Origin of the sequence: Halomonas urmiana (genome assembly GCF_005780185.1) — a bacterium.
GTDB lineage: Bacteria > Pseudomonadota > Gammaproteobacteria > Pseudomonadales > Halomonadaceae > Halomonas > Halomonas urmiana.
This window is the reverse complement of record NZ_VBUI01000003.1, coordinates 37,996-59,486: the sequence shown is the minus strand read 5'-3', so window position 1 is coordinate 59,486 and position 21,491 is coordinate 37,996. Positions and strand designations below refer to the sequence as shown.

Here is a 21,491-nt window from a genome sequence, read left to right as displayed (position 1 = left end):
TCGCAATTACAGGGATGACTGTTCCATGCTGACGAGACACCCTCCGCTTCCCGATCCTCGCATCTGGCGGTTCGCCCTAGTGCTGATCATGGCGATGCTGCTGGCAGGCTGCGGCGTCAACAACATCCCCACCTATGACGAGCAGGTGAAGTCGGCCTGGGCGCAGGTGGAGAACCAGTACCAGCGGCGCGCGGACCTGGTGCCCAACCTGGTCGAGACGGTCAAGGGGTTCGCCCGGCAGGAGCAGGAGACCCTGACCGCCGTGGTCGAGGCGCGGGCCAAGGCCACCTCCATCCAGATCGATGCCGAGTCGCTGGACGACCCCGAAAAGATGCGCCAGTTCGAGCAGGCCCAGCAGCAGCTCACCGGGGCATTGAGCCGCCTGATGGCGGTGTCCGAGCGCTACCCCGACCTGAAGTCGAACCAGAACTTCCTGACCCTGCAATCGCAGCTGGAGGGCACCGAGAACCGCATCGCCGTGGCGCGGCGCGACTTCATCACTGCCGTCGAGCGCTACAACACCGAGCTCCGCACCTTCCCCGGTCGCCTGTGGCACAGCATCCTCTACAGCGACATGCCGCTGCGCGAGACCTTCGACGCCACGACCGAGAACGCGGACCAGGCCCCCCAGGTGGAGTTTGAATGAGCGATCTTCTGCGCATTCCGCTACTGGCATTGCTGCTGTCGACGGCCCTTGGGCTTCAGGCACAAGACCTCCAGGCCCAGGAAAGTGACGCCCAGCAGCTCGACTTTCCCGAGCTGACCGGCCGCGTGGTGGACCGGGCCGAGCTGCTGGACCCGGCCACCGAATCACGCCTGAGCGAGCAGCTCGCGGCCCACGAGGAGGCCACCACCGAGCAGCTGGTGGTGGCGACCCTGCCGGACCTGCAGGGCGTCACCATCGAGGAGTATGGCTATCAGCTGGGGCGCCACTGGGGCATCGGCCAGGCAGAGGAGGACAACGGCGCCCTGCTGATCGTCGCGCCCAACGAGCGCAAGGTGCGCATCGAGGTCGGCTATGGCCTCGAGGGTCGACTGACCGACGCCCAGTCCTCGGTGATCATCAACCAGATCCTGACGCCGGCGTTCCGCGAGGGCGACTACGCCCGCGGCATCACCGAGGGCGTGGAGGCGATGATCCGGGTGCTGGGCGGCGAGCCCATGGCCACCAGCGCCACCTCCGGCACCCCGGCCGGGAAGCAGGGCCCCGAAGGACCGGCTTCGATTCTCTTCTTCGTGATGTTCGTCATCGTCATGACCCTGGTGCGAGGCGGCCGCGGCGGCCTGCTGGCGGGTATGCTGCTGGGCGGTGCGCTCGGCGGCAGGTCGCGCGGTGGCGGCGGGGGTGGTTTCGGCGGCGGCGGCTTCGGCGGAGGTGGCGGCGGCTTCGGCGGCGGCGGCGCCTCCGGCGGCTGGTAACCCGGCCTTTCGCCCGGTGGCGACACCGACATGACAATCAGGATTCGGAGATCACGACCCCCATGGCCTTATTGAGTGAAGACGAGCAACGCCAGGTAGCCGAGGCGATTCATCGGGTCGAACGCGAGACCGATGCCGAGCTGGTCACCGTGCTGGCGCCACGCGCGGACAACTATGCCTATATCCCGCTGCTGTGGGCGGGCCTGCTGGCGCTGGTGGTGCCCGGTGCGCTCAACTACTTTCCCGGCTGGCTGACGGCCTGGGAGCTGACGCTGGCGCAGTGGGCGACTTTCATCGTGCTGGGACTGGTGTTCCGCCTTCCCACCGTCACCACCCGGCTGATCCCGCGATCGGTTCGCCACTGGCGGGCGGCCAACCTCGCCCGGCGGCAGTTCCTGGAGCAGAGCCTTCACCATACCGAGGGGGAAACGGGGATGCTGATCTTCGTCTCCGAGGCAGAGCGGTATGTGGAGATCCTGGTCGACCGAGGCATCTCGTCACGCATCGGCGACGAGGCCTGGCAATCCATCGTGGCGGCCTTCACCCGGCGGGTGAAGGCCGGCGAGACCCTGAAGGGCTTCCTGGAGTGCATCGAGGCCTGCGGCGAACATCTCAAGGAGCAGGTGCCGGCCACCCACGAGCGCAATGAACTGCCCAATCACCTGATCGTGCTGGATTGACCCACTACTGCCCATGCACACGGGCATTGTGAGCGCTTTTCCCCCCCGAACCTCACCGGAAGTGTGAGCCGACTGCCATGGGAGCCCTGCTGGCAGGGCGATGGGCGTCGTCAGGCGCCCACCAAGGACATTCACCCTACCAGCGGCACCTAACCCACCACCGCCGCGCGGCGGATCGCGCTGCGAGCAGCGCTCCTACGAACCGCACCGTTATCACGCTCACTTCATCTCGAAGCCACGCTCGACCAGGAACTCGCGCATGTGCGGGCGCAGCTTGGTATCGAACAGCGGGGTGAGGTTGTGCGACCAGTCGCTCTGCTTGGTACCGCCCTTCCGCGACTGGTAGTAAGCGTGCATGGTCGCGTCGAAGGCGGCTACCTGCTCGCGGTCGTCAGTGTAGGTGTCCTGCTTGAGGATCGCCTCCACCGGCAGGCGCGGCTTCACATCCGGCTGGTGGGCGGGGTAGCCCAGGCACATGCCGAACACCGGGAAGACGTGATCCGGCAGGCCGAGCAGGTCGCTGACCTGCTGCGGGTTGTTGCGGATGCCGCCGATGTAGCAGATGCCGAGCCCCTCGGATTCGGCGGCGACGGCGACGTTCTGGGCCATCAGCGCGGTGTCCACGCTTGCCACCAGCAGCTGCTCGGTCATGCCGCGCACCACGCGGGCCTCGGTGCGTTCGGCGGCCTCGGTGGGGCGCTTCATGTCGGCACAGAACACCAGGAAGGCGCCGCAGGTGGCCACGTAGGCCTGGCCGCCGGCCAGCTCGGCGATCGTCACGCGGTTGGTGGGGTTGGTCACGTGGATGACGCTGTAGGCCTGGACATGGCTGGAGGTGGCCGCGGCCTGTCCGGCGCGAATCAGCTCCTCGAGCAGCTCACAGGAGACCGGCTGATCGGTGAACTTGCGAATCGAGCGGTGAGACTTGAGCAGTTCGATGGTGGGGTTCATAGCGTCTCCTGAGAAGTGGGCATGGATAGGCGGTGAGCCTGGGGCCGGCGCGCAGACGAAGCCGGCGATCGGTGAGCTTAGCTAGCCAGCTTACTATCTTTCGGGGCCGGCTCGCTCGAACGACCGGCAGGAACACAATGGCGGGCACTCGACAGCGACAGTCTGGAGGACAAATAACTTGTACAAAAATGATACGAAGATAGAATAATGATCTGGATTTACTATGCCGTGCGCTTCACCGAGCCTACTGACCACGGGCCACGGACCACGTACCGGCAGCCACAAGGAGGGGCCCATGGGGCGTTGCTCACGCAGGAACGGACACTGCAGCCGCTGTGAAAGGGAATTACCCTTCCGCTTCACCATGGCCTTCCAGCCAATCGTCGATCTACAGCAGCGCAACGTGCACGCCTACGAGGCGCTGGTCAGAGGCCCCGACGGGGAGCCGGCGAGCCAGATCCTCGACCAGGTGACCGAAGCGCTGCTCTATCGCTTCGACCAGGCGTGTCGAGTCAAGGCCATCGAACAGGCCAGCGCGCTGGGCATGTGCGAGCGTCTGTCGATCAACTTCCTGCCCAATGCCGTCTACGAGCCCGAGGCATGCATCCAGGCCACGCTGGAGGTCTCACGGCGGGTGGGCTGGCCGCTGGACAAGCTGATCTTCGAGGTCGTCGAGTCGGAGCGCATCCAGGACCATGTGCATCTCAGCGCCATCATCACGGCCTACCGCCGCATGGGGTTTCGCGTCGCCCTGGATGACTTCGGCACCGGCCATGCCAACCTTGACGTGCTGACCTCCCAGCGGCCCGACAAGCTGAAGATCGATCGCCAGCTGGTGATGGGCTGCGACAGTGACCCGCGGCGCCAGGCCCTGCTGCGTGCGCTGATCGGCCTGGCTAGCTCGCTGGAAGTCGACCTGATCGCCGAAGGCGTCGAAACGCCGGCCGAGGCGCGCTGGCTCTACGCGGCGGGGATTCCCCTGCAGCAGGGCTACTGTTTCGCCCGACCGGCCCTGAATGCCCTGGCAGAGGGCATGGAAGCGCGCCTGTCGGCCATTCTCGACGGCACTTTCCCTGGCGATGGAGCCGCCTCATGACGCTGCCCCTCGAGCCGTTCGGCACCACGGAGACAGTCATCCGTGCCGCCCCCATCGGCATCTGCATCACCGGTGCCGAGGGCCACTTCGAGATGGTCAACCCCGCCTACTGCGACTTCTACGGCTATCGCGAGCAGGAGCTGCTCGGCCAGCACTTCACCCTGCTCGTGCCCGAGGCCGATCACGCGCTGATGAACGATCTGCATGCGCGTTTCATCGCCGGCGACGGCGACACGGAGGCCTCCCACGAGTGCGAGGTACGGAGCAAGGATGGCCGGCCGAGAAGCATCCTGGCGACAGCCACCCGCATTCAGGACGACCGGGGCAGCGTGAAGAAGGTCACCTTCGTGGTGGACATCACCGCGCGCAAGGCCATGGAGCAGCGCCTCGACTTCCTGGCCCATCACGACGAGCTGACCGGCCTGCTCAATCGCCGTGCCGGACTGGGCCTGCTGGAAGAAGAGATCCAGCGCAGCCGCCGCTATGGCACGCCGCTATGCGTGGCGAGCTGCGACCTGGATCACTTCAAGCGGGTCAACGACCGTCACGGCCATGCGGTGGGCGACCGGGTGCTGAACGATACCGCCAGAATGATGAAGCAGGCGATGCGCCAGCACGACCACGTCATTCGCCTGGGCGGCGAGGAGTTCCTGCTCCTGCTGCCCGGCGTGACGCAGGACGAGGCCAGCCAAGCCGTGGAGCGCCTGCGTCAGCGGCTCGCTTCGACACCGATCGCCGACGTGCGACTACACCTGACGCTGTCGGCGGGCATTGCCCAGCTCGAGGGCGATGAGCAAGCCGATGCCCTGCTGGAGCGGGCCGATCGCGCCCTCTACGGCGCCAAGGATCAGGGGCGTAACCGGGTTCGGGATACCGCCTAGATCCATTCCGACGACGGCCGCGACACCGGCTCAGCGCAGCGCTTCGCCGACCTCCCGCTCGCCGTCGAGCAGCACGAACTCACGGTCGACCAGTTCCCGCGCCTTAAGCAGGTGCAGCAGGGCGTGGGCGACGTTGGCCCGTGACACCTGGTTCTCGCCGCCGGTCTCCTCCAGCGAGGTGGCCACCCGCTCGGAGGCAGCCTCATCGGTGAGCCGGCCGGGCTTCAGGATCACGTGGGGCACGTCGGAGGTGCGCAGATGGGCGTCGGCGGCGAACTTGGCAGACATGTAGGGGCGCAGCTTCTCCGGGGCCTCCATGGGGTTCTCGGCCCGCATGGCACTGACCATCAGGAAGCGCTCGATGCCCTGCTCACAGGCGATATCCACGGCGCGGATAGCCGCGTAGAGGTCGATCAGCAGGGTCTTGTCGGGGCCGGTATGCGGCCCAGAGCCGGCGGTGAAGATCACTTGGTCGCAGCCCTCGAAGGCATGGCGGAAGTCGCCCTCGAGGTCGGAGATGACGGTCTCGATCTCGCGCTCGGCGAACCAGGGTTGCTGGGCCGTGTCGCGTATCATCGCCTTGATGGGCTCGCCGGCGGCGTTCGCCAGCTCGCAGAACTGCCGGCCGATCTGGCCATTGGCACCGATCACCAGGGTCGTCATGGGTTCTCCTCGGGTGGCGTCACAAGGTATAACTCACTTTCATGCGGGCGGGCCCGGCGGGAATCAAGGCGGGTCCTCGACAACGCGCAGCCGGAGCGCGGGGATATGCTAGCCTTTGCACCGCCAAGCGACACGACCTCCGGAGGCCGACGTGCCCGAGACCACCCCCACGACGATCCCGCGCCCCACCTCGCCCTGCACCAAGGTATGCCGCATCGACCAGGACACCGATCGCTGCGAAGGCTGCGGCCGCACCCTCGACGAGATCGCCCGCTGGGGCAGCATGAACGCGCAAGAGCGTGAGGCGGTGTGGCAGCGCCTGAAGCGCGCCACCTTCGCCGCCCGTTGAGCATCGCGCCCGGCCCCGCCCACCTGTGACGAGGCGTGCGTGATAATCTCGCCCCTTTGCCCGATGGAGCCCGTCTCGTGAACCCCGAAGACCTCGAGAAACTGGTCACCCTGCGCATGCCCTTCGGCAAGCACGCGGGATGGTTGATCGCCGACCTGCCCGGCCCCTACCTCAACTGGTTCGCCCGCGAGGGCTTTCCCAACGGCCAGATCGGCCGCCTGCTGAACCTGATGCACGAAATCGATCACAACGGGCTGAGCGAGCTGCTCGATCCCTTGCGACGTCGCGCCTGAGAGGAACGCGTGTCGGAGAGGAGCGTTCGACGAGGTGGCTCGCCCCGGCTATCGAGCCTCCAGCAGGCGGGTCATCAGCAGCCAGCGCCCGCCATGCGGGCAGCCGGGCCAGGGCACCAGCGGAAGGGAGGCGATTTCCCGAAAGCCCAGCCGATGGTAGATCGCGCAGGCCGTGTGGTTCTCCTCGGCCACGATCAGGCTCAGCTCATGACAGCCGGCGCCAATCGCCGAGGCTTCGGCCTGGGCCATCAGCAGCCGGCCGACGCCCTTACGGCGGGCCGCCGGCAGGGTAGCGATGCCGTTGATGTACCAGCTGCCCGGCACTTGGGCTTCGAGACGCAACAGGGGCTGGACGGTCGCGGGGGCTTCGTCCAGGCCCTCCAGGTCGTAAGAGTCGGGCAGCCGATAGGCGATGATCATCCCGACGATTCGCCCGCGTTCGATGCACACCCGAGCGTGATGGTAGCTGAAGCCGCCCTCCTCGCGGCCGGCGCGCTCCGCGCCCACCTCCAGGGGCGTGGCGTCGCCCTCGGCCATCTGCCCCCACAGGGTCTCGGGCAGCCCCTCCCCCGCCAGGTTGATCAGGTAGGCCAGGTCCCGGGCATCGGCCCGGGTGGCATCACGCAGTCGCATGGTCGTCTCCCTGCCCTCAAGGGCGCGAGGGCCCGACGAGAACGGTGTCACTCGAAGGTGGCGCAGACCTCCGACTGGGCGCCGGGATCGTGGCTCTCCACATGGGTGACCGCCTCGCCGGAGGCGTCCAGCGCCACGCTCCACTGGTGATCGGTTCCCATGGGATCGCAGCTGCCCTCGCTGCCACCGCCGAAGTTGGAGTCGATCCAGTAGTGCACCTCGTAGCGGCCGCCTTCGCTCAGGGCGCCGGGGAAATCGAAGGAGAAGGTCGGGTCATCACCGGCGGAGACCGTGCCGGAGGCCGTCTCGAGCACCTCGCCGGAATCGGCATCGACCAGGGCCGCCTGCACGGCCTGTCCGCCATGGGCGCCGGCGAAGCTGGCATCACCCTGGAAGGTCAGGTCGTACCCTTCGCTGGCCAAGGCCAGCGGGGCGGCGAGGAGCAGGCCGAGCAGCAGCCGGCGGGGGGTGAGGACGTCGTTGACGATGGGCGTTGTCATGAAGCACCTCTTGATTGGTCTGATCTGTATTGGTCTGATCTGTCGACAAGCCGCCAGTGGGCGAGCCGTCGGCAGGCTGTTGGCGACCTGTCAGTCAGTCGACGGGCGATGGACTCGTGCCGAACGCGCAAGCCACGGGGGGCCGCGGCCTGCCCACTGATCAGCATAGTGCCCTCCGGCCGCCCCTGCAGGCGCCGGTCAGTGATTCTTCACGCGCTGGATACGCCAGGCCAGCAAGCCGATGATCCCGAGACCCAAGGGGCCCAGCACCGCGGCGGCGACGCTAGGCTCGATGGCCATGCCCAGGGCATCGAGGCCCTCCAGCCCCAGCTTGCCCAGGCTGATGAGGTAGTAGCTGATGACGATGATCGAGAGCCCCTCGACGGCCTTCTGGATCTTCAGCTGGCTGCTGGTGCGCTCGTTGAGGCTCTGAAGGATCTCGGAGTTCTGCTCCTCGATCTCCACCTGGGCGCGGGTCCTGAGCAGGTCGTTGAGACGCGCCACACTCTCCGCCAGGCTCTCCTGGCGCTGGTTGATGGCGGCACAGTAGTGCACCGTCGGCCGGAAGCGGCGCAGGATGAAGGTCCCCAGCCGGGGGCGGTCGCCGAGGCGCTCCTCGCGCAGCTCCTCGATGCGGGTGAAGACGATCCGCGCATAGGCCTCGGTGGCGCTGAAGCGCTGGCGCGACCGGGCACCGGAGCGCTCGAGTCGGGCCGAGAGCGCAGAGATAGCCGCCAGCAGGGGCCGGGAGCTCGCCTCCTCGTCCTCGGTATTACGCTCCGAGAGCTCGCCGAGCTCGAGCTCGTGGTCGCGCAGCTCGAGGCTCATCTCCTTGGCCACCGGCAGCGCCAGCGAGGCCATCATGCGGTAGGTTTCGATCTCCAGCAGCCGTCGAGTCATGCGCCCCAGGCGGAAGGCGTTGAGACCGCGGTTGACCAGCAGCAGGCGGTTGACGCCGGCCGCCGTGAGTCGGAAGTCGCTCCACACGGTGGCGTCGCCATCGCCCACGCTGGAACCGGCGGGGTCGCGAAAGCCAGAGTGCTCGGCATCGCCCTGCCAGCTCGCCTCCGACTCGACCAGGATCAGGCTGGCATTGATGAGGGCCTGGTGATGCGCAGCGACGATCCTGGCCAGCGGCGTGGGCGGTGCCGGCCACGGCTCGCTCTGGCCGACGGGCCTCGGCACCAACAGGGTCAGGGTGAAGAACTCGGTGTGGCGTTCCCACTTGAGGGTCTGATCACCGAGGTCGAGGATCTCCTGGGCGGCCTCGCGATCGGGCGTCCGGCCGGTGACCTCGGCGATCCGGTCGAGGATATCCGCGGCAATCTCGCCCTCGTCTAGGAAGGCGTAATGGTGGAGATGCGCCGGCTCATCGAAATAGATCGAGGGCCGAGCATGGAGCTCATTATGCAAGCGAGCGCGTTGTGGGTGCATGTCGAAGCCTGACTGGAGAGAAAAGAGTCCCCCGAGCCTAGAGCCTGGCGGGTGCCAGGCCAAGCGCGACGCATCAACGTGCCGACTGACGAACTGCCCTCACAGCCACTTCTTGTGCCGAAACATCCACAGCAGGGCGAGGCCGATGGCCAGCATCACACCCAGCACCACGAAATAGCCAAAGCGATAGGCGAGCTCCGGCATGTTGGCGAAGTTCATGCCGTAGATGCCGGCGAGGAAGGTCAGCGGCACGAAGATGGCGGTGATCACCGTGAGCACCCGCATGGTGATGTTGAGCTGGTGCGAGGAGAGCGAGATATAGCCGTCGATCAGATCGCCGCAAATGTCGTAATACATCTGCGTCAGGCTGTGCAGGCGCTCGAATCGCTCATGGACATCATTGATGGCATGCAGGGTGTCTTCGTTATCGCGGGGCAGGTGCGAATAGTCGTACGCGGTCAGCTCCTGGGTGATGCCCACGTGGTAATTGAACACCCGGCGCATCTTTACCAGCCGCGAGCGATAGGCGATGACCCGGCGCATCAGGGCATCGCTGCCGTCGTCGAGCAGCGCATCCTCCAGATCGCTGAGGGCATTCTCGAACTGAAGCAGGCTGTCGAGGTAGAAGCCGGCGGAGACGTACATGACCTTCAGCGCCACGTGCTCGGGCGAGCGACGCAGCAGCACCTCGCCTTCGTGGGCCATCAAGCGATCGATGCTCAATGCCTTGCCGGGGTGCAGGCTGATCAGGTAGCGCTCGCCGAGGAAGAAGGCGACCTGCTGGGGCTGGAAGTTGAGCTCGGCATCGAAGGAAGAGATGCCGCGATAGAGGATCAGGGTGTGCGTCTCGAACTCCTCGACCTTGGGCGGATGTCGCTCACGCTCGGCATCGTCGATGGCCAGCGGATGACAGCCGAAGTCCTCGAGCAGCTCGCGAGCGCGCTCCCGGCGCTCGCCCTGTATGTCGATCCAGATGCGGCTCTCGGGATTCTCGCGCCAGCGAGCAATCAGCTCTTCCCCGCCTCTCGTCACCTGGCCATCGGTTTCCAGCAACAGCGCTCGCATCATCGTAGCGTCCTCCTCTGCCGAGACCATGCCGGCGACGAACGGCCTTGAACAGGCATCGTCGCCGCGCGGAATGCATCATGGGACATGGCCAGGCCGACCCCGACGCCAAAGGCGAAAGGTGTCCGGCGGATCAGGGCTGGCGCTCGTCGACGGCCTTGAGGCGGTAGAACTCGGCGACGACCTCGTCCATGGCGTCGGCGTCATAGTCGCACAGGCCGCTGACCACCAGCTTCTTGGAACCGCTGCCGACCTCCTCGCCCCCGGCGGTGATGCGGAATTCCAGCAGCGCATCGCCGCGTTTGCCAACCACCGACAGCGAAGAGTCGAGGAGCTCCAGGCCGGGCAGACGACCGTTCAGGCGCTCCAGCGAGAAGCCCATACTGTCATAGATCACTAGCGGACGACGCGGGTTGAACATGACCCCCTGCTCTTCCATCAGCGGCTTGAGGTAGTGGGGGAAGTTCTTGCCCGAGAAGGCCACGTAACAGCGGGTGAAGGCCTCGACCACGGCCTCGTCATGGGTCGTCTCGCCACTGCGGGTTACCTCCAGGTAGCCCTTCCCCTGCTCGTCGCAGACGCGGATCAGGCCGTCGTCATCTTCGTGAAAGCACAGCGGAACGCCGTCGCCGACCATGCTCAGGAAACGAAAGCTCATGGTCTGAGAGAGCCCATAGCGCGACAGCACCAGCGCAAACAGCAGGTCGCCGGGCACGCAGAAACGCCGGGCATCGACGTTGTGGATGGGATTGAAGTCGCCGGCGACGCGCTTGGCGAAGCGGCTAGCCTGCTCGGCGGAGATCCGGATCCAGCCATCCGTGCGCGTGTGGAAGTCGTCAAGAAACATGTGTCGTGAGCCTGCCCCGAGTCATTGGCAATCCATGGTCTCCGGCAGCAGCCGGAAAGGGCAGATGATGCCACAAAATATCGGCCTGCGCGGCCCGCCGCCAGGGCGAATCTGCGCCTTCCAACGGGTTCTTGACTCATACCAAAGATGCACAGGGTAATAAAGAAGAGGGCACACTGCGCTGCAGCATGCTGTGATAACATCGATTCACTTTTACACCCTTCCCGCCACCTTCTGCCTCAGGATGATTGCAGCCATGCTGAACACCTGTCGTACCCCCCACTGGCCGCGGCAATTCGCCCGCTGGCCGGGCATGCTGATGCTTGCCCTCCTCGCCCTTCTTGCCAGCGGACCGGTGTTCGCCGTGACCGGCGAACTCGACCTGACCAGCTCCTTCGTGGGCCTGCTCGCCGTTGCCATCTTCGTGCTGGCCTACGCCCTGGTCATGGCCGAAGAAAAGATCCACATGCGCAAGTCGAAGCCGGTGCTGGTCGCCGCCGGCATCATCTGGGCGCTGATCGGCTGGGTCTACGTCAAGGCGGGCATGCCCGCCGAGTCAGAGCACGCCTTCCGCATGACCCTGCTCGAGTTCACCGAGCTGATGCTGTTCCTGCTGGTCGCGATGACCTACATCAACGCCCTGGAAGAGCGCCGCGTCTTCGACGCCCTGCGCTCGTGGATGGTCCGCAAGGGCTTCAGCTACCGCTCGCTGTTCTGGATCACCGGCGTGCTGGCCTTCGTCATCTCGCCGATTGCCGACAACCTGACCACCGCCCTGTTGATGTGCGCCGTGGTCACCAAGGTGGCCGAGGGCGACAAGCGCTTCATCAACCTGGCCTGCATCAACATCGTGGTGGCCGCCAATGCCGGCGGCGCCTTCAGCCCCTTCGGCGACATCACCACCCTGATGGTCTGGCAGGCCGGCATCATCGAATTCTACGAGTTCTTCGAGCTGCTGATCCCCTCGCTGATCAACTTCCTGATACCGGCCGTGGTGATGAGCTTCTTCATCCAGAACCGCAAACCCGACAGCCTGGAAGAGGACGTCTGGCTCAAGCGCGGCGCGCGGCGCATCATCGCCCTGTTCCTGCTCACCGTGGCTACCGCCGTGGCCTGCCACACCCTGCTGCACCTGCCGCCGGTGCTGGGCATGATGACGGGCCTTGGCTACCTCCAGTTCTTCGGGTACTTCCTGCGCCGCACCCTGCCCCGCTCCCTGGAGCGCAAGCGCACTCGCTACAGCCAGCGTGGCGACTGGAAGAAGCTCGAGAGCCTGGGCAGCGTGGTGCCCTTCGACGTCTTCAACCGCGTGGCGCGTGCCGAGTGGGACACCCTGCTGTTCTTCTACGGGGTCGTCATGTGCGTCGGCGGCCTGGGCTTCATGGGTTACCTGGGGATGCTCTCGGATGCCCTCTACACCGGCTGGAACGCCACCGGAGCCAACGTCACCCTGGGCGTGCTCTCGGCGGTGGTCGACAACATCCCGGTGATGTTCGCCGTGCTGACCATGGAACCCGACATGTCCCATGGCCAGTGGCTGCTGATCACCCTGACGGCCGGCGTCGGCGGCAGCCTGCTGTCGATCGGCTCGGCGGCCGGCGTCGCCCTGATGGGCCAGGCTCGCGGCAACTACACCTTCATGGGCCACCTGCGCTGGACTCCGGTGATCGCGCTGGGCTACATCGCCAGCGTCATGGCCCACCTGTGGCTCAACGCCGAGAGCTTCAGCGTGCTGTGATCGCCCATTGATCGCTACTGCCCTGCCCTTGCTTTCCGGCGGCCTACGAGCCGCCGGAATTTTTCTTAGCTGTTGATACGCCGGACTGTAAATTTCGTTAAAGTGATGTAGCGTATAAGAATGACCAGTGCTGACATGACAGGGTGGCCTTTGTAGTGCCGGTCAGGCCGCTCTGCTAATACGCGCTAGGATAAAAAACACACAGACCTCATGATTTTCAGGGGGAAGGCGTCATCAACTCATACACACACAACGTGTGGGCTGCGCCTGAATGGCGCATGAGCCTGTCGTTAACGAGACAACGGGAACACACACCCCGATGTCGGCTTACGTCCTGATCCACTCCACCGATGCGGCAGCGACTGCCGCTGACGGGCGCAGAGCAGGGAGGCGTTCACCATGGCACGCCTGACCGCTCTCGTGCTGACCAGCCTCATGCTGCTGGCCAGCACAGTGACCAGTGCCCAGGAGAGGTCCCTCGCGGTCGTGGCCCATCCGGGCGTGATGACCCACCAACTGACGCGCGACACCACCCGCGCCATCTTCGCCATGCGTCAGCGTACCTGGCCCGATGGTCAGGCCGTGCGGGTCTTCGTGCTAGACAACAACCATCCCGTGCATGCGCGCTTTGCCAAGGAGCAGCTGGCCGTCTATCCGCACCAGCTGCAGCTGGCGTGGGATCGCATGGTGTTCTCGGGAACCGGGCAGGCCCCCAATCGAGTGCGCAACCAGCAGGAGATGCTCGAGCGCATCGCCACCACGCCCGGCGCCCTGGGATATCTTGAAAGGGAGTACCTGGATGATCGCGTCCAAGTCATTTCGATGGAGTGATGCGCGCTCCGTAACCGCCATAATCGCCGGGCTGGCTCTGGGCCTGTCGGCCGAGGCCAGAAGCGAGGAGCGCGTGCTGGACACCCTCCAGATGCACGGTTTCCTGAGCCAGGCGCTGATCATCACCGACGAGAACAACTTCTTCGGTCCCAGCAGCGAAGATGAAGGGAGCTTCAAGTTCACCGAGATCGGTGCCAACGTCTCGCTGCGCCCTCACGAGGACGTGCTGCTGGCCGCCCAGGTACTGAGCCGACGCGCTGGTGACGATGGCAGCGATGCTCGCCCCGTGCTGGACTATGGCGTCGTCGACTATCAGATGCTGTCAGACCAGAAGCGAACCTTCGGTATACAAGTCGGCCGGTTCAAGAATCCCTTCGGCTTCTATAACCAGACTCGTGACGTGGCCTTTACTCGGCCCAGCATCCTACTGCCACAGTCCATTTATTTCGATAGAACCCGTTCTCTCGCCCTCTCGGGAGATGGCATCTCCCTCTACCACGAAGAGCGCTTCAACCGAGGTTTACTGAGGACACAAATTGGATTCGGCCAAGCACAGGCTGGGGATGACCTTCGGAGAACCTTGAGGCTTGATTCGATTGATGGAAGCCTTGATCCGAGGGAGTCCGCCATTGGCCAGATACGCTATGAGCACGATGGCGGACGGATTATTGCCGCCATCAGTACGGCCAGCGCCAATGCGCGCTTCGACTCTTCCACGCCGGGGTTAAGTGACGGTGACTTTTTTTTCAAACCGTGGGTCTTTTCGCTGCAATATAACCAGGAAAACTGGAGCCTTACGGGTGAGTACGCGTGGCGTAACTCAGGCCTTGAGGACTTCAATAACCCTGCATTCAATTTCGATGTTACGGGCGAAAGCTGGTATGTCCAGTACACCCGCCGAATCGATGAAGATTGGCAATGGCTGGTACGCTACGACAGCCTGATCAGCAATCGCGATGACACGTCTGGCAAGGAATATGAAGCCAGTGGTATGGGGCCAGCACACTCGCAGTTTGCGGATGATATCACTCTAGGACTCCAGTGGACTCCACACCCCAGACTGCTTCTAGCCGGTGAATATCACCATGTGGACGGAACCGGCTGGCTACCCGTCCAGGATAATCCGGATCCCTCGGAAACCAGCCGTCGCTGGAACATGCTGCTGTTCCAGCTCTCGTTGCGCTTCTGACGACTCCATGCCCTTGGCCCGGAATCCACAGAGATGACACTCCCCTCATCCCTCCAGACCCGCCATCGACTCAGCCTGACATGGCGGGTCATTGCCCTGAGCAGCCTGCTGCTAGTTGGACTCGTGGTGCTGTTCACCTGGCTTGGCCACGCAAACCTGACACGACAGTTTCAGGAGAGCCGCCACGATCACCATGAACGCCAGCAGCGCGAGATCCGCCTGGCCCTTCAGCGCTCAGCAGAGAACCTTCGACAGCTGGCGGGCCTGGCGGCGGCCTCACCGCGCCTCGGCCCCCCGCTCGAGGCCGGTAACGCGGACGACGTCGAGAGGGCACTGGCTTCTCAGTGGCCGACCCTACAACTCGAGGCCGGCATCGACGAAATCCTGGTGGCGGATACCCAGGGGCGCACCATGGGTCGCTGGGGCTCCGGTCACTTGGAGGGCGGCCTGCCGATCCAGGCCTGGGTGCAGCGGGTCATGAATACTGAGACGCCCATCACGACATTGCGCTGTACGACGAACTGTCAGCAGGTGGCCGCCGTCCCGGTACTGGTGGATGGCGCAAGCGTCGGCCTGGTCATGCTCTCCCGTTCGCTGGCCGACGTGACCCGTCAGGCCAGGGAGGTCTCCAACGCCGAGGTGGCCCTGCTGGTCACCGGCCCGCCGGAGAGCCAGAGCCTGCTCGAGGAGCGCAAGCTTGCGCCCTGGAACGGCTACCTGCTGGCACTGACGCGTCAGGAAATGAGCCTGCCCCTGCTGCAGCGGGCCTCGCATCTCAGCCCCATCGGCGCTCTGCTGCAACGCCCAGTGCAGCTGCAGGACCGGGGGCAACATTTCGAGCTCAGCGCGGTTCGCATGGACGAAGACTCGGGCAGTCGCGGCAACGGCTATTTCCTGCTGATCTCCGATATCTCCTCTCAGATCCAGGCCATCAACGAGGACACGCGTACGCTGATGGGGGTCGGCCTGGTCGGCTGGCTGGCCGCTGAGCTGCTGCTGCTGCTGATCCTGTTGCGCCCCATGGCGCGCCTGCGTCGGATCGCCGGCTTGCTGCCGACGCTCGCCAGCGGGGGCTTCGACGATGTCAGAGCCGCGATTCCTGCAACTCGTCATCGCCTGCCAGACGAAATCGACGTGCTGGAGGGCACCACCCTGTCACTCTCTCGCCAGCTCCAGAAGCTTGAAGAGGAAGTAAAGGAGCGCGGTGACCAGCTGGCGGAACGCGTCAACGAGCTGGCCAAGGAGCGGGACTTCGTCAACAGCCTGTTGGATACCGCTCGGGTCTTCATCATCGCCCAGGACAGCAGAGGACGGATCAGCCTGGTCAACGACTACACCCGCGCGATGCTGGACCTCGACGATCCCTCCCTGCTGGGTCGCCATTTCGTCGACGTGTTCGAGGCCGGCCGCCCCTCTCCAATCAGCACCTTCGACATCCCGCAGCAGGAAGAGCGGACGCTACATACCCCGGACCAGCATCTCCATACCATCGCCTGGTACCACGCCCCGCTGCCATCGAGCAGCGACGACGGCAAGTCACGGATCTCGGTGGGGCTCGACATCACCGAACGCAAGGCCGCGGAGGCTCGCCTGACCTGGCTGGCCGAACGCGACCCCCTGACCGAGCTCTATAACCGACGCTACTTCCAGGACGCCTTGCAGCAGGCGCTATGGCGCAAGTCGCACGGGGCCGTGCTGCTGCTGGACCTGGATCAGTTCAAGGAGGTCAACGAGCTGAGCGGTCACCACGTCGGCGACCGCCTGCTGCGCGAGGTGGCCGAGACCCTCGTGCTGAACCTGGGGCATCGCGGAGTCACCGCCCGCCTGGGAGGCGACGAGTTCTCGCTGCTGCTGGAGAATGCCGATGCGGACCAGGCCATTCAGGTTGCCCAGCATATCGATCAGCTGCTCGACAGCCTGGGGTTCACCGCAGCAGGACGACGCCACCGGGTCACCGCGAGCATCGGCATTGCCCTGTTTCCCTCTCACGGCACGACGCCGGCCGACATGATGGCCAGCGCCGACGTGGCCATGTACAAGGCCAAGGAGAGCGGCATCCAGCACTGGCACCTGCTCTCGCGGTCCGAAAATGCCAAGGACGAGCTTCAGGAGCGTGTCTACTGGGTCGAGCGCGTGCGCAGTGCCCTGGCAGAAGACAGCTTCGAGCTGATGGCCCAGCCGATCATGCGACTGGAAGATCGCGACGTGAAGCACTACGAGGTGCTGCTGCGCATGCGCAATGCCGACGGCAGTCTGGTCTCTCCCGCCGCGTTCATCCCGGTAGCGGAGCGCAGCGGCCAGATCGTAAAGGTCGATCGCTGGGTGCTGCGTCACAGCCTGCGACTGCTCAGCCAAGTCCAGGAGCAGGGCATCTGCCTGGCGGTGAACCTGTCCGGTCAGTCCCTGCATGATGAAGGCCTGAAGCAGTACCTGGCCGACGAGCTGGCCGCCAGTGGGGCCGATCCTCACCATCTGATCCTCGAAGTCACCGAGACCGCCGCCGTGACTGACTTCTCCACGGCACGCGGCGTGCTGCAGGCACTTCGCGACCTCGGATGCCGAACCGCCCTGGACGACTTCGGGGTCGGGTTCAGCAGCTTCCACTACCTCGGGCAGCTGCCAGTGGATTACATCAAGATCGACGGCTCCTTCATTCGCAGCCTGATGATCAGTCAGGAGAGCCGAGTGATCGTCCAGGCCATTGCAGACATCGCCTCCGGGTTCGGCAAGCAGGCGATTGCCGAATTCGTCGATCAGGAAGCCTTGTTGCCAATACTGAAGTCCTATGGCATTACCTACGGCCAAGGATTTCATCTAGGGAAACCAGCTCCTCTTAACCAAGCATTCGGCTTTTCACTTCACAGCACTCTTGCTGATCAGGAGCCTCTCCCCCTTTCAAACTCAAGGAAAAGAGAATGAATTCTTTCTCACCTGATGAGAATGCAGAGTCATCTACCCAACTACTGGAACGCTTCCGGAGCGGATTTCGCTTCATTCTCGCTCAAAGCAAAGAAGAGAAAAAGAAAATATATCGTTTGAGATATGACATCTACTGCGATGAACTTGGCTACGAGGAGCCATCTGACTCTCGCGAGAAGCTAGAATATGATGAGCATGACGAACGTTCGGTACACTGCCTGATCGAACATAGGCGCAGCGGAAAAGCAGCTGGATGCATGCGCCTTGTTCTCCCGTCTCCCAATGATGACTGCCATGACACAAGATTGCCTTTACAAAGCTATGCAGGCCAGAGCCTTACCCATGAAAATTTTCATCCTGCACTGCTAAATAAAAAGGAGATTTGCGAAGTTTCAAGACTCGCCATACACCCTTCCTTCCGAAGAAGGTCTATCAAGGATAAAGGTGACGCCGGCACTCATTCCAGCCGCGAAAAATTTACGCAGAATGAAAAGAAAACATTCTCGGTGATCGTGATTGGACTCTTCCTTGCCACCTATGCGCTTGTTGGCATCACTTACCGCCGGCATGTCTTTGCCATGATGGAACCTAGACTTCCCCGTTTACTATCCATGTCGGGCTTCCATTTCACTAAAGTTGGTGACAACATCAATTTTCATGGAAAAAGAAGTGCATTCTATATCGACCAGCAGCAGGCCGAAAAAGAGATCCATGCTGAACTGTTACCACTCTACCGACATATACAGAGTGAGCTAGAATCGCAGACGGAAGAAATGCCGATGCAGGAAGCCAGCGCTTACTGATCCTGACGCACAGCGAGCGTCGGTCCCGGATAGAGTCGGTCCGGCCAATTCAAGAGCATGATGGCCAGCACGTTACGGTGCTCACCGCGGGCCAGGTCGGTGCTTCCCTGCTCCGAAGGCAGCATCCGCGCCACCGGGTCATAGGCCTCGAGAAGGGCGTTGCGCAGGCGCCTCACGGCCGGATGATCCTCTTCCCCAGCCAGCAGAAAGCTGATGCCCACCTCCGTGTAGATGTCCTCCTTGGTGTCGGCCAGGATGCGCTCCAGCCCGGCGGCGAATTCGTCCAGCACCCAACGGAAGTCCTCTGCCTCCACGGGCTGCTGGTAGTAGTCGCTGGCGGCGATCACGAAGTGGGTCATGCCGTAGATCTTGTTGCGGTATTCGGCCGTGGATAGCCTCGCATCGCGCGCCGGTGGATACTGGCGACGAAAGGCCGAGGCGACCTCTTCTCTCAGGTCGGTGACACCCAGGTCCTCGAGGTAATACACCAGGTTGGCGACCTGGGCGGCATAGACCGCCATCACCCCGGGATCGAGCAGGAAAGCACGGAAATCGACGCTCGCCAGGTAGTCCAGCGCCCGCTGGTGGCCGGGCAGGTCAGCCTCGTTCAGAAGGCCGTGATATTTCGCCTGGGTCAGCTTGAAGGCGAGCCCCTTCGCGTAGGCGATCTCTCCCCACTCGGCGAGCATGCGCTTGCGGCGACGCTGCTTAGCGCTGCCTTCCGGATAGGCCGCCACCTGCTCCCGGGCCCGTCGCGCGGCATGTCCGGGATCGGCCAGGGCATCGATCTCCTCGCGCAAGTCACTCACCAACTGCCGCCCATAGGCGCGATTGAGGGGCAGGTAGCGATCATCGCCGGTCATGCGATAGAGCCGCTGTGCATAGTGGCGCTGCTTGCTCGAGGGCAGATCGGGCAGGGCCTTCTCGTAGCGCTCCTGAATCGACCGCGCCACCTCGTCGTAGGCGAGGGTCGAGTCACGCGCCGGGAGCGCGCAGCCGCTCAGCGTCAGCAGCGCCACCAGCAGCCAGCTCGTGAACCTCACGGGCACACGGCCCGCGCGCGGCTCCGATCGCGCTCTCGGCCACATGCTGGGCAGCGCCAGACTCATTTCGACTTTCCTCTCCGCCGGGCACGGCCGGGTGTGATCATCCTCACCCGCGCCTTGGCGCGCCGCCGTGTCGGCGGCGTATTCGGCTGCGGTAGCTCCTCGTCATGACTTTCTAGCGCCTGGACCTCCGGGGCTTGGTGCGGCTGCACCACCACCCAGGCGAACACTGGCAGGGAGAGTTGCCAGTAGATGGCCGAGAGCCGTAGCCCCAGGGTGACGCCGAGCCCGGTGGCGATGGAGATGCCCAGCGGCGCGGACAGGGCCTCCAGGCCGACGAAGGCCACGCCGCCGGCGATGGAGGCGATGGCATAGATCTCGCGGCGCAGCACCATGGGCACCCGGCGCGCCAGCACATCGCGCATCATCCCGCCGGCCACCCCGGTGAGCAGGCCCATGAGCACCGCCACCACGCCGGGCGCCTCGAGCATCAGGGCCTTGTGGGCGCCGATCACCGTGAACAACGCCAGGCCGAAGGCATCGGCCACCGGCAGGAAGCCTCGCGACAGGCGGTGGATATAGTGAAATCCGAGGACCGACAGCCCCACGGTGGCGAGGATCACCCAGAGGTAGGTCGGATCGGTGACCCAGAACACCGGCCGCACGCCCAGCACCAGGTCGCGCAAGGTGCCACCGCCGATCCCGGTCACCGCCGCCAGCACCAGCATACCGAACGGGTCCATCCGCGAGTGGCAGGCCAGCACCACCCCCGAGAGGGCGAAGACGATCACCCCCGCCATGTCCAGCCAGTAGACCAACCCCGTCACATCGCCTCTCCCTTGTGTCCAGGCCCGCAGCATAGCGCATCCGCGGCGCGGTTTGGCCTCATCGCCAGCCGTTCACGGCAGGTCGCGCCCGAAGCGCTCGAGCTGCATCTCGCGCAGGCGACTGAGCACCCGTCGGAAGGGGAAGGCCAGGTAGCCGTGGGGATAGAGCACGTCCATCGCCACCTCGGCCTCCAGGTAGAGCGGGATGCGACGGTCATAGCACTCGTCGACCAGGGCGATGAAGCGCCGCACGCCGTCGTCGTGGCGGGAGAGCTCGGGGAAGTCGCGATCGCCGGCCGCGATCCGTGCCGCGCCATCCTCGGTGCCCCGGGCGATGGCCTCTGCCGGCGCGTGACGGTTCAGCCGCGGGACCTCGCCGAGCAGCACGTGATCGAAGCGGTCGCCGAGGGCGATGAAGTCGAGTGCCGCCAGCGGCGCCTCACACAGGTCGCCATAGCGACACCAGAGCACCCGCTCGCTGCGCCGGACCACGGCAATCGCTCGGTGTCCCAGCTCGATGGGGGCGTGGCACACGGGCCCGTCCCCACGCAGCCACTCGAAGACGTCGGGCAGGGCGCTCGGATGCCCGGGCCGTGAGATCCAGTAGCGAGGATGGGCCCGGCCGGGGTGTAGGCGATGGTCCTGTCCGCCGTCGAGCGCGACCACCCGAGTGTGCCGTTCGATGGCGGCGATGGCGGGGAGGAAGCGCTCGCGGTTGAAGCCCTCGGCGTAGAGCTGGTTCGGGGCCTGGTTCGAGGTGCAGACCAGCGTCAGCCCGTGATCGAACATCGCGCCGAACAGGCCGCCGAGGATCATCGCGTCGGCGATATCGCTGACGAACAGCTCGTCGAGGCACAGCACCCGGACCTCATCGGCCAGCTCCCGGGCCAGGGCCGTCAGCGGGTCGGCGGTGCCGGAGAGCAGGAAGAGGCGGTGATGCACCCAGCGCATGAAGTGGTGGAAGTGCAGGCGTCGCGAGGGAACGTCCAGGTGGCGCTGGAAGAGATCCATCAGCCAGGTCTTGCCGCGCCCCACCGGCCCCCAGAGGTAGACCCCGGGCGCCTCGTCCGCGACCTCGTGCAAGGCGTGGAAACAGGCCTCGAGGTGCGCCACCGCCTGACGCTGGGCCGCGTCGTCGACGAAACCGGCACGCGCGATCGCCTGCCGATAGGCCGCCTGCGGCGACGCCGCCTGCCGCACCGTCTCGTCCCTGATCATGCCGTCACCGGTCATGCCGCCCCCTGCGGATCCGCTTCACGCTGACGGATCCTACAGCAGAGGGCCGGGCCACGTCCCGGGGCGAGCCCTGTCGGCGGCTTCCCGCAAC

Annotated in this window: 22 protein-coding genes; 12 read left to right on the top strand and 10 right to left on the bottom strand. The window is 64.8% G+C overall.

Features of this window, described 5'->3' with window-relative positions; genetic code table 11:
* The first annotated feature begins 25 nt into the window (after positions 1-25).
* The 3 genes from FEI13_RS02680 to FEI13_RS02670 all read left to right on the top strand — a co-directional run bounded on the left by FEI13_RS02680 (position 26) and on the right by FEI13_RS02670 (position 2,099).
* Complete coding sequence (locus FEI13_RS02680) at positions 26-646, top strand: LemA family protein (RefSeq protein WP_138179283.1); 621 nt, start codon at positions 26-28, stop codon at positions 644-646.
* Positions 643-1,419 (top strand): TPM domain-containing protein, encoded by a 777-nt coding sequence (locus tag FEI13_RS02675; protein ID WP_138179281.1) that lies wholly within the window; start codon positions 643-645, stop codon positions 1,417-1,419. Before FEI13_RS02680 ends, FEI13_RS02675 begins: the two co-directional genes overlap by 4 nt.
* A 62-nt stretch (positions 1,420-1,481) precedes the next feature.
* A complete protein-coding gene (locus FEI13_RS02670; protein ID WP_138179279.1) occupies positions 1,482-2,099 on the top strand; it encodes a TPM domain-containing protein in 618 nt (205 codons plus the stop codon).
* Between the two features lie 219 nt (positions 2,100-2,318).
* On the opposite strand, the gene nfsA is transcribed toward FEI13_RS02670, so the two are convergent.
* Positions 2,319-3,050 carry an oxygen-insensitive NADPH nitroreductase gene (gene nfsA / locus FEI13_RS02665; protein ID WP_138179277.1) on the bottom strand — a complete coding sequence of 244 codons (732 nt, stop codon included), beginning with the start codon at positions 3,048-3,050 and terminating at the stop codon, positions 2,319-2,321.
* A 295-nt stretch (positions 3,051-3,345) separates the two neighbouring features.
* Here nfsA and FEI13_RS02660 point away from each other — a divergent pair, with 295 nt between their 5' ends.
* The gene (locus FEI13_RS02660) at positions 3,346-4,146 is read left to right on the top strand and encodes an EAL domain-containing protein (protein ID WP_138179275.1); all 801 of its coding nucleotides are present in this window, start codon (positions 3,346-3,348) and stop codon (positions 4,144-4,146) included.
* Positions 4,143-5,027 (top strand): sensor domain-containing diguanylate cyclase, encoded by an 885-nt coding sequence (locus FEI13_RS02655; RefSeq protein ID WP_138179273.1) that lies wholly within the window; start codon positions 4,143-4,145, stop codon positions 5,025-5,027. Before FEI13_RS02660 ends, FEI13_RS02655 begins: the two co-directional genes overlap by 4 nt.
* Before the next feature lie 30 nt (positions 5,028-5,057).
* Here FEI13_RS02655 and FEI13_RS02650 read toward each other — a convergent pair whose 3' ends face one another.
* Positions 5,058-5,690, bottom strand: coding sequence for an SDR family oxidoreductase (locus FEI13_RS02650; RefSeq protein WP_138179271.1), 633 nt, complete (start codon positions 5,688-5,690; stop codon positions 5,058-5,060).
* 151 nt (positions 5,691-5,841) lie between these two features.
* Here FEI13_RS02650 and FEI13_RS02645 point away from each other — a divergent pair, with 151 nt between their 5' ends.
* Both FEI13_RS02645 and FEI13_RS02640 read left to right on the top strand, forming a co-directional pair.
* Positions 5,842-6,039, top strand: a complete 198-nt coding sequence (locus FEI13_RS02645; protein ID WP_193555709.1) for a DUF1289 domain-containing protein — start codon at positions 5,842-5,844, stop codon at positions 6,037-6,039.
* Between the two features lie 77 nt (positions 6,040-6,116).
* The gene (locus tag FEI13_RS02640) at positions 6,117-6,332 is read left to right on the top strand and encodes a DUF3820 family protein (protein ID WP_138179269.1); all 216 of its coding nucleotides are present in this window, start codon (positions 6,117-6,119) and stop codon (positions 6,330-6,332) included.
* A 48-nt stretch (positions 6,333-6,380) separates the two neighbouring features.
* Here FEI13_RS02640 and FEI13_RS02635 read toward each other — a convergent pair whose 3' ends face one another.
* The 5 genes from FEI13_RS02635 to FEI13_RS02615 all read right to left on the bottom strand — a co-directional run bounded on the left by FEI13_RS02635 (position 6,381) and on the right by FEI13_RS02615 (position 10,811).
* Complete coding sequence (locus FEI13_RS02635; protein WP_138179267.1) at positions 6,381-6,965, bottom strand: GNAT family N-acetyltransferase; 585 nt, start codon at positions 6,963-6,965, stop codon at positions 6,381-6,383.
* A 47-nt stretch (positions 6,966-7,012) separates the two neighbouring features.
* Positions 7,013-7,465 (bottom strand): hypothetical protein, encoded by a 453-nt coding sequence (locus FEI13_RS02630; protein ID WP_240036404.1) that lies wholly within the window; start codon positions 7,463-7,465, stop codon positions 7,013-7,015.
* A 198-nt stretch (positions 7,466-7,663) separates the two neighbouring features.
* A complete protein-coding gene (locus FEI13_RS02625; RefSeq protein ID WP_138179265.1) occupies positions 7,664-8,899 on the bottom strand; it encodes a DUF3422 domain-containing protein in 1,236 nt (411 codons plus the stop codon).
* 99 nt (positions 8,900-8,998) lie between these two features.
* Positions 8,999-9,967, bottom strand: coding sequence for a magnesium transporter CorA family protein (locus FEI13_RS02620; protein WP_138179263.1), 969 nt, complete (start codon positions 9,965-9,967; stop codon positions 8,999-9,001).
* A gap of 130 nt (positions 9,968-10,097) precedes the next feature.
* Complete coding sequence (locus tag FEI13_RS02615) at positions 10,098-10,811, bottom strand: DUF3581 domain-containing protein (RefSeq protein ID WP_138179261.1); 714 nt, start codon at positions 10,809-10,811, stop codon at positions 10,098-10,100.
* Between the two features lie 256 nt (positions 10,812-11,067).
* On the opposite strand from FEI13_RS02615, the gene nhaD reads away from it, so the two are divergent.
* The 5 genes from nhaD to FEI13_RS02590 all read left to right on the top strand — a co-directional run bounded on the left by nhaD (position 11,068) and on the right by FEI13_RS02590 (position 18,291).
* The gene (gene nhaD / locus FEI13_RS02610; RefSeq protein WP_240036403.1) at positions 11,068-12,549 is read left to right on the top strand and encodes a sodium:proton antiporter NhaD; all 1,482 of its coding nucleotides are present in this window, start codon (positions 11,068-11,070) and stop codon (positions 12,547-12,549) included.
* 399 nt (positions 12,550-12,948) lie between these two features.
* Positions 12,949-13,380 (top strand): hypothetical protein, encoded by a 432-nt coding sequence (locus FEI13_RS02605; protein ID WP_204758334.1) that lies wholly within the window; start codon positions 12,949-12,951, stop codon positions 13,378-13,380.
* Positions 13,349-14,569: a hypothetical protein gene (locus FEI13_RS02600; RefSeq protein WP_166462113.1), complete on the top strand. Its 1,221-nt coding sequence runs from the start codon at positions 13,349-13,351 to the stop codon at positions 14,567-14,569. Before FEI13_RS02605 ends, FEI13_RS02600 begins: the two co-directional genes overlap by 32 nt.
* A 33-nt stretch (positions 14,570-14,602) precedes the next feature.
* Complete coding sequence (locus tag FEI13_RS02595; protein WP_138179257.1) at positions 14,603-17,488, top strand: bifunctional diguanylate cyclase/phosphodiesterase; 2,886 nt, start codon at positions 14,603-14,605, stop codon at positions 17,486-17,488.
* On the top strand, positions 17,485-18,291 hold the full coding sequence (locus FEI13_RS02590) for a PEP-CTERM/exosortase system-associated acyltransferase (RefSeq protein ID WP_138179256.1): 807 nt from the start codon (positions 17,485-17,487) through the stop codon (positions 18,289-18,291). The genes FEI13_RS02595 and FEI13_RS02590 overlap by 4 nt, the downstream gene beginning before the upstream one ends.
* Here FEI13_RS02590 and FEI13_RS02585 read toward each other — a convergent pair.
* From FEI13_RS02585 to zapE, 3 genes are all read right to left on the bottom strand, one after another.
* Complete coding sequence (locus FEI13_RS02585; protein ID WP_240036402.1) at positions 18,285-19,334, bottom strand: DUF3541 domain-containing protein; 1,050 nt, start codon at positions 19,332-19,334, stop codon at positions 18,285-18,287. The genes FEI13_RS02590 and FEI13_RS02585 overlap by 7 nt on opposite strands.
* 62 nt (positions 19,335-19,396) lie before the next feature.
* Complete coding sequence (locus tag FEI13_RS02580) at positions 19,397-20,164, bottom strand: trimeric intracellular cation channel family protein (RefSeq protein ID WP_138179254.1); 768 nt, start codon at positions 20,162-20,164, stop codon at positions 19,397-19,399.
* A gap of 72 nt (positions 20,165-20,236) precedes the next feature.
* Positions 20,237-21,397: a cell division protein ZapE gene (zapE, locus tag FEI13_RS02575; protein ID WP_240036401.1), complete on the bottom strand. Its 1,161-nt coding sequence runs from the start codon at positions 21,395-21,397 to the stop codon at positions 20,237-20,239.
* Positions 21,398-21,491: the final 94 nt, after the last annotated feature.

What these genes read in the sequence shown, in the direction of transcription:
- FEI13_RS02680 (WP_138179283.1), top strand. Translation starts at nt 26, where the DNA reads ATGCTGACGAGACACCCTCCGCTTCCCGATCCTCGCATCTGGCGGTTC.
- FEI13_RS02675 (WP_138179281.1), top strand. Translation starts at nt 643, where the DNA reads ATGAGCGATCTTCTGCGCATTCCGCTACTGGCATTGCTGCTGTCGACG.
- FEI13_RS02670 (WP_138179279.1), top strand. Translation starts at nt 1,482, where the DNA reads ATGGCCTTATTGAGTGAAGACGAGCAACGCCAGGTAGCCGAGGCGATT.
- nfsA (WP_138179277.1), bottom strand. Translation starts at nt 3,050, where the DNA reads ATGAACCCCACCATCGAACTGCTCAAGTCTCACCGCTCGATTCGCAAG.
- FEI13_RS02660 (WP_138179275.1), top strand. Translation starts at nt 3,346, where the DNA reads ATGGGGCGTTGCTCACGCAGGAACGGACACTGCAGCCGCTGTGAAAGG.
- FEI13_RS02655 (WP_138179273.1), top strand. Translation starts at nt 4,143, where the DNA reads ATGACGCTGCCCCTCGAGCCGTTCGGCACCACGGAGACAGTCATCCGT.
- FEI13_RS02650 (WP_138179271.1), bottom strand. Translation starts at nt 5,690, where the DNA reads ATGACGACCCTGGTGATCGGTGCCAATGGCCAGATCGGCCGGCAGTTC.
- FEI13_RS02635 (WP_138179267.1), bottom strand. Translation starts at nt 6,965, where the DNA reads ATGCGACTGCGTGATGCCACCCGGGCCGATGCCCGGGACCTGGCCTAC.
- FEI13_RS02630 (WP_240036404.1), bottom strand. Translation starts at nt 7,465, where the DNA reads ATGACAACGCCCATCGTCAACGACGTCCTCACCCCCCGCCGGCTGCTG.
- FEI13_RS02625 (WP_138179265.1), bottom strand. Translation starts at nt 8,899, where the DNA reads ATGCACCCACAACGCGCTCGCTTGCATAATGAGCTCCATGCTCGGCCC.
- FEI13_RS02620 (WP_138179263.1), bottom strand. Translation starts at nt 9,967, where the DNA reads ATGATGCGAGCGCTGTTGCTGGAAACCGATGGCCAGGTGACGAGAGGC.
- FEI13_RS02615 (WP_138179261.1), bottom strand. Translation starts at nt 10,811, where the DNA reads ATGTTTCTTGACGACTTCCACACGCGCACGGATGGCTGGATCCGGATC.
- nhaD (WP_240036403.1), top strand. Translation starts at nt 11,068, where the DNA reads ATGCTGAACACCTGTCGTACCCCCCACTGGCCGCGGCAATTCGCCCGC.
- FEI13_RS02605 (WP_204758334.1), top strand. Translation starts at nt 12,949, where the DNA reads ATGGCACGCCTGACCGCTCTCGTGCTGACCAGCCTCATGCTGCTGGCC.
- FEI13_RS02600 (WP_166462113.1), top strand. Translation starts at nt 13,349, where the DNA reads ATGATCGCGTCCAAGTCATTTCGATGGAGTGATGCGCGCTCCGTAACC.
- FEI13_RS02595 (WP_138179257.1), top strand. Translation starts at nt 14,603, where the DNA reads ATGACACTCCCCTCATCCCTCCAGACCCGCCATCGACTCAGCCTGACA.
- FEI13_RS02590 (WP_138179256.1), top strand. Translation starts at nt 17,485, where the DNA reads ATGAATTCTTTCTCACCTGATGAGAATGCAGAGTCATCTACCCAACTA.
- zapE (WP_240036401.1), bottom strand. Translation starts at nt 21,397, where the DNA reads ATGACCGGTGACGGCATGATCAGGGACGAGACGGTGCGGCAGGCGGCG.